Source organism: Devosia chinhatensis (genome assembly GCF_000969445.1).
Taxonomy (GTDB): domain Bacteria; phylum Pseudomonadota; class Alphaproteobacteria; order Rhizobiales; family Devosiaceae; genus Devosia; species Devosia chinhatensis.
The window spans coordinates 1-486 of record NZ_JZEY01000048.1 but is presented as its reverse complement, the minus strand read 5'-3'; the positions used below and the strand labels follow the sequence as shown (position 1 = coordinate 486).

General features: G+C 67.1%; 2 protein-coding genes. One reads left to right on the top strand and one right to left on the bottom strand.

The genetic code is table 11. The annotated features are described in order from the left end of the window. Positions 1–19: 19 nt before the first annotated feature. A complete protein-coding gene (locus VE26_RS00210; protein ID WP_046103253.1) occupies positions 20–244 on the bottom strand; it encodes a hypothetical protein in 225 nt (74 codons plus the stop codon). Between VE26_RS00210 and VE26_RS00205 the strand changes: the two genes are divergently transcribed. Continuing rightward, positions 243–467: a hypothetical protein gene (locus VE26_RS00205; RefSeq protein WP_046103253.1), complete on the top strand. Its 225-nt coding sequence runs from the start codon at positions 243–245 to the stop codon at positions 465–467. The two genes, VE26_RS00210 and VE26_RS00205, sit on opposite strands and share 2 nt — an antisense overlap. Positions 468–486: the final 19 nt, after the last annotated feature.

Sequence of the window (486 nt, the reverse complement as noted above, 5' to 3'; positions counted from 1 at the left end):
TTCCCGCCATCTCGTTGGCCTAGCGCCAAAGAGAATTGCGGTCGTCATCGGGGCATTCGGCATCGACCGGGCGCGGTAAGCCCCCGGCAAGGGCGGCATCGACGACTTGGCCGAAGGCGCGCTGCAATGCCTGCATCCTCGCCGCTCGCTCTGCCGGATTGGCGATGATCCGGGCCGCCTCGGCCTCGGTCATCTCGTTGACCTTGAGCGCGTTCTCGCGGAACACGTCCACCGTGCGCGCCATGGCGCGCACGGTGGACGTGTTCCGCGAGAACGCGCTCAAGGTCAACGAGATGACCGAGGCCGAGGCGGCCCGGATCATCGCCAATCCGGCAGAGCGAGCGGCGAGGATGCAGGCATTGCAGCGCGCCTTCGGCCAAGTCGTCGATGCCGCCCTTGCCGGGGGCTTACCGCGCCCGGTCGATGCCGAATGCCCCGATGACGACCGCAATTCTCTTTGGCGCTAGGCCAACGAGATGGCGGGAA

Excerpts from the sequence above, each read along its gene's own strand:
- VE26_RS00205 (WP_046103253.1), top strand. The coding sequence starts at position 243 with ATGGCGCGCACGGTGGACGTGTTCCGCGAGAACGCGCTCAAGGTCAAC.
- VE26_RS00210 (WP_046103253.1), bottom strand. The coding sequence starts at position 244 with ATGGCGCGCACGGTGGACGTGTTCCGCGAGAACGCGCTCAAGGTCAAC.